Here is a 3260-nt window from a genome sequence, read left to right as displayed (position 1 = left end):
GGGGGGGGGGGGGGCGTCTTCATCACTATCTGCCGGCAAACAGCTTGGGGATCTCACGCAGACACCAGGACTTCGCTTCGCCCATACTGTCCCGTCGCCAGGCCATGATAATGTCAATTTCATTGGTGTATTCCGGGCTGACGACCCGCAGGCGACCTTCGGCAATATCCTTCTCCACCAGCGGATAGGGCATAGTCGCCACGCCCAGCCCGGCCAGTAGCGCCTGACGTTTATCTTCTATCGTACTCACCGTTAAACGCGGCTGTTTATCCAGCAGTTGAACGGTGAGAACGGGCCGCTCGCGCGCGGTATCCGCCACCGCGACGCCGCGGTATTTCACGCGGGTAACCTCAGAGAGCGGCTCCGGCTCCTGATGGATCGGGTGATCCGGCGCCGCGACGTACACGCTGAGCACCGAATAGAGTTTGCGCGAGTTAATCTCCGAAGAGGAACGAAAATGCATATCCGGTGCGACAACGATATCCGCCCGCCCCTGCTCCAGCCGCTCCCAGGCGCCGGCCAGCACCTCAGTGATAATCGACAGCTGGGTGTTTGATTTAGTCGCCAGTTTCTCAATCAGCGGAAACAGATCCGGAGTGGGCACCAGCGCTTCGGTAACGATCGTCAGGTGGGTTTCCCAACCACGCGACAGGGCTTCAGCATCGGTGGTGAGTTTATCCGCCGCTTCAAGCAGCACGCGCCCGCGCTCCAGCAGCATTCTTCCAACGTTAGTGAACTTCGTGCGATGACCTGAGCGGTCAAACAGCACCACGTCCAGTTCCTCCTCCAGTTTTTGCATGGTGTAGCTCAGGGCGGAAGGCACGCGTCCCAGCTCATCAGCTGCGGCAGCGAAGCTTCCGCGCCGGTCGATCGCATCCATCACGCGTAACGCTTCCAGCGTTAATGCTCTCTCTTTGGCCATCGCTTTCTCATTCAGGAAATTTGAACATACCGGGCAGAATATCTGGCTAACAATACAGCGTCCATACCTTTACCATTGATTTAGTGTAAAGAGAGGTCAAGAACATGATTACTACCCGAACAGCCAAACAATGCGGACAAGCAGACTTCGGCTGGCTGCAGGCCCGCTACACCTTCTCCTTTGGCCACTACTTCGACCCGAAATTACTGGGCTTCGCATCCTTGCGCGTCCTCAACCAGGAAGTGCTGGCGCCCGGCGCTTCCTTCCAGGCCAGAACGTACCCAAAAGTCGATATCCTGAACCTGATTCTGGAAGGCGAAGCGGAGTATCGCGACAGCGACGGCAACCACGTGCAGGCCAAAGCCGGTGAAGCGCTGCTGATCGCCACCCAGCCTGGCGTGAGCTATAGCGAGCATAATCTGAGTAAAGAGCAGTCGTTAACGCGAATGCAACTTTGGCTTGATGCCTGCCCGCAGCGGGAAAACCCGCTGCAGCAGAAAATCAATGTCGCAGACGCGACGCTGCAGCTGCTGGCCTCTCCGGAGGGCGGGGATAACAGCCTCCAGCTTCGCCAACAGGCCTGGGTCTACCATATCGCGCTGGAGAAAGGTGAGCAGATCAACGTGCAATTACATGGTCCACGCGCCTACCTGCAGTCGATTCACGGCTCCGTCCATGCCGTCGCACAGGAACAGCAAAAGCAGGCTCTCACCTGCGGTGACGGCGCATTTATTCGTGACGAAGCTAACATTACCCTCGTCGCCGATACGCCGCTGCGCGCTTTGCTGATAGATTTACCGGTGTAACAACGGAAGTGATGGAGTCTGTCAGTGAGTAAGAAGAAAAACAGAAAAAAGGCGTCACCAACGCCGTTAGCCCCGGTGCAACCGCAAGTCGCCGGGGCCGCCAGCTTTGGTTATGATGAGATGCTTAGCGAACTGGAAGCCATTGTTGCCGAAGCGGAGATCCGCCTGCGGGATGAAGAAAGTCTCGCCTGAAACGGCAAAATGGCTGGGTTGATTTTCATTAATGGCCTGAAGAAGATATCGGCCCCGCGAGGGGCCGATGGCATTATTCACTCAGCGCGTCGGCAAGATCTTTTTTCACCTGCGTGCGCTGCTCCGGCGTCAGTACCTTATTCACCTCAAAATAGTACTTCACGCGGTAATAACGCACCTGCTGATCAATCTTGCTGAAGGCCGCCAGCTGATCGTTGACCGCTTTTTCATCCCATTTACCGGAATCAATCACGTTTATCTGAGCCCCGTCTTTAATTTCCTGTTGGGAAATCTGCTGGACATTACTCTCCAACTGCTGATGCAGGCTTTTAATTTTCGCGACCTGATCGTTGGTAAGTTTTAAGTGCTGAACAATAGGATCCTGCGCCGGTGCTGGCGCCGCCTTAACGTCTGCGGCCTGAGCCGTGATAGAGAAACCGGTGGTCAACAGCGTGGCAAAGGCAATACGGGTTATCAATTTCATTTTTTTTCCTGAAGTAAAGGTGGCAGAAATAGCGGATTATTATTTTACAGGGCGCAGTGAATAAATGTAAAAAATGATAGCCAAACATTATATATCCACAGCACTAATACACTTCACTAAAACATATAAAATATGAATACCGTGTTAACTTATATAGTTGACGCCCTAACATCACCAGGTTTTATTTTAATTTCAACAGCAAGCAAAATATTTGACAGTGGTGACTTTTCCTTTAATTTAATTAGCGCATATTACGTTATCCAGCGCATCAAGGATATCATTTAAAAATAGATAAGGAGATTGAGATGTTATTACGTTTTCGCGTATTACCGCTGGTTTTTGTCATCTCGCTGTTAAGCGGCTGCGGCCTGGCTTCTAAAGCCTTTTATTCCGCGGGAGACAAATTATTTCAACCCGGAGATGACGCCGTCGCTTCGATGCAGACGTATTCAGTGGCTCAGTTCCTGCAGCCGTTTACTCTCAACCCGGCGAAGGCCAGCAGCGATTATCTGGGTAAATGGGTCAAGGTACGCGGGGTGATTGTCGACATTCGTCGGAAGAGCGGTATCGCCGGCAGCTACTATTTTATCGTGACCATGCGAGATGAACAGAATAAAACGGATAAACGTCTTACCTTTAATTTTGGCTCGCATAACAGCGCAGACGTAGAGGCTTTAAGCAACGGCAGCGTCGCTACGATCGTCGGCCAGGTTCATCAGGTGCAAGATTCCACGATCCCTACGCTACAGAATCCTAAGGTGGTTAAATAACGGTAGCTGACCGATAAGCCGCGTTCTTTTGGTATAGCGTCGTGGACAGTCATTCATCCTTTCTCCGCTATTCGAATAGCAAAAAA

The 3260-nt window shown here is 52.5% G+C and carries 5 protein-coding genes; 3 read left to right on the top strand and 2 right to left on the bottom strand.

The window, feature by feature from the left end; all coding sequences use genetic code 11:
* Nucleotides 1-25: 25 nt before the first annotated feature.
* The gene (locus tag HMPREF9538_RS24035; protein WP_004144865.1) at nucleotides 26-922 is read right to left on the bottom strand and encodes a LysR family transcriptional regulator; all 897 of its coding nucleotides are present in this window, start codon (nucleotides 920-922) and stop codon (nucleotides 26-28) included.
* Between the two features lie 104 nt (nucleotides 923-1026).
* On the opposite strand from HMPREF9538_RS24035, the gene HMPREF9538_RS24040 reads away from it, so the two are divergent.
* The gene (locus HMPREF9538_RS24040) at nucleotides 1027-1728 is read left to right on the top strand and encodes a pirin family protein (protein WP_002917925.1); all 702 of its coding nucleotides are present in this window, start codon (nucleotides 1027-1029) and stop codon (nucleotides 1726-1728) included.
* A gap of 24 nt (nucleotides 1729-1752) precedes the next feature.
* On the top strand, nucleotides 1753-1920 hold the full coding sequence (locus HMPREF9538_RS32040; protein WP_002917926.1) for a hypothetical protein: 168 nt from the start codon (nucleotides 1753-1755) through the stop codon (nucleotides 1918-1920).
* 73 nt (nucleotides 1921-1993) lie between these two features.
* On the opposite strand, the gene HMPREF9538_RS24050 is transcribed toward HMPREF9538_RS32040, so the two are convergent.
* Complete coding sequence (locus HMPREF9538_RS24050) at nucleotides 1994-2404, bottom strand: Spy/CpxP family protein refolding chaperone (protein WP_009484034.1); 411 nt, start codon at nucleotides 2402-2404, stop codon at nucleotides 1994-1996.
* Nucleotides 2405-2709: 305 nt separating this feature from the next.
* On the opposite strand from HMPREF9538_RS24050, the gene HMPREF9538_RS24060 reads away from it, so the two are divergent.
* Nucleotides 2710-3174: an OB-fold putative lipoprotein gene (locus HMPREF9538_RS24060; RefSeq protein ID WP_004150939.1), complete on the top strand. Its 465-nt coding sequence runs from the start codon at nucleotides 2710-2712 to the stop codon at nucleotides 3172-3174.
* Nucleotides 3175-3260 lie beyond the last annotated feature (86 nt).

The organism is Klebsiella sp. MS 92-3 (assembly GCF_000195655.1).
Classification (GTDB): Bacteria; Pseudomonadota; Gammaproteobacteria; order Enterobacterales; family Enterobacteriaceae; genus Klebsiella; species Klebsiella pneumoniae.
This window is presented reverse-complemented; position numbering and strand designations above follow the sequence as displayed.

Bases quoted from the DNA above. Each gene is read 5' to 3' on its own strand.
- HMPREF9538_RS24040 (WP_002917925.1), top strand. From the start codon at position 1,027: ATGATTACTACCCGAACAGCCAAACAATGCGGACAAGCAGACTTCGGC.
- HMPREF9538_RS24050 (WP_009484034.1), bottom strand. From the start codon at position 2,404: ATGAAATTGATAACCCGTATTGCCTTTGCCACGCTGTTGACCACCGGT.
- HMPREF9538_RS24035 (WP_004144865.1), bottom strand. From the start codon at position 922: ATGGCCAAAGAGAGAGCATTAACGCTGGAAGCGTTACGCGTGATGGAT.
- HMPREF9538_RS24060 (WP_004150939.1), top strand. From the start codon at position 2,710: ATGTTATTACGTTTTCGCGTATTACCGCTGGTTTTTGTCATCTCGCTG.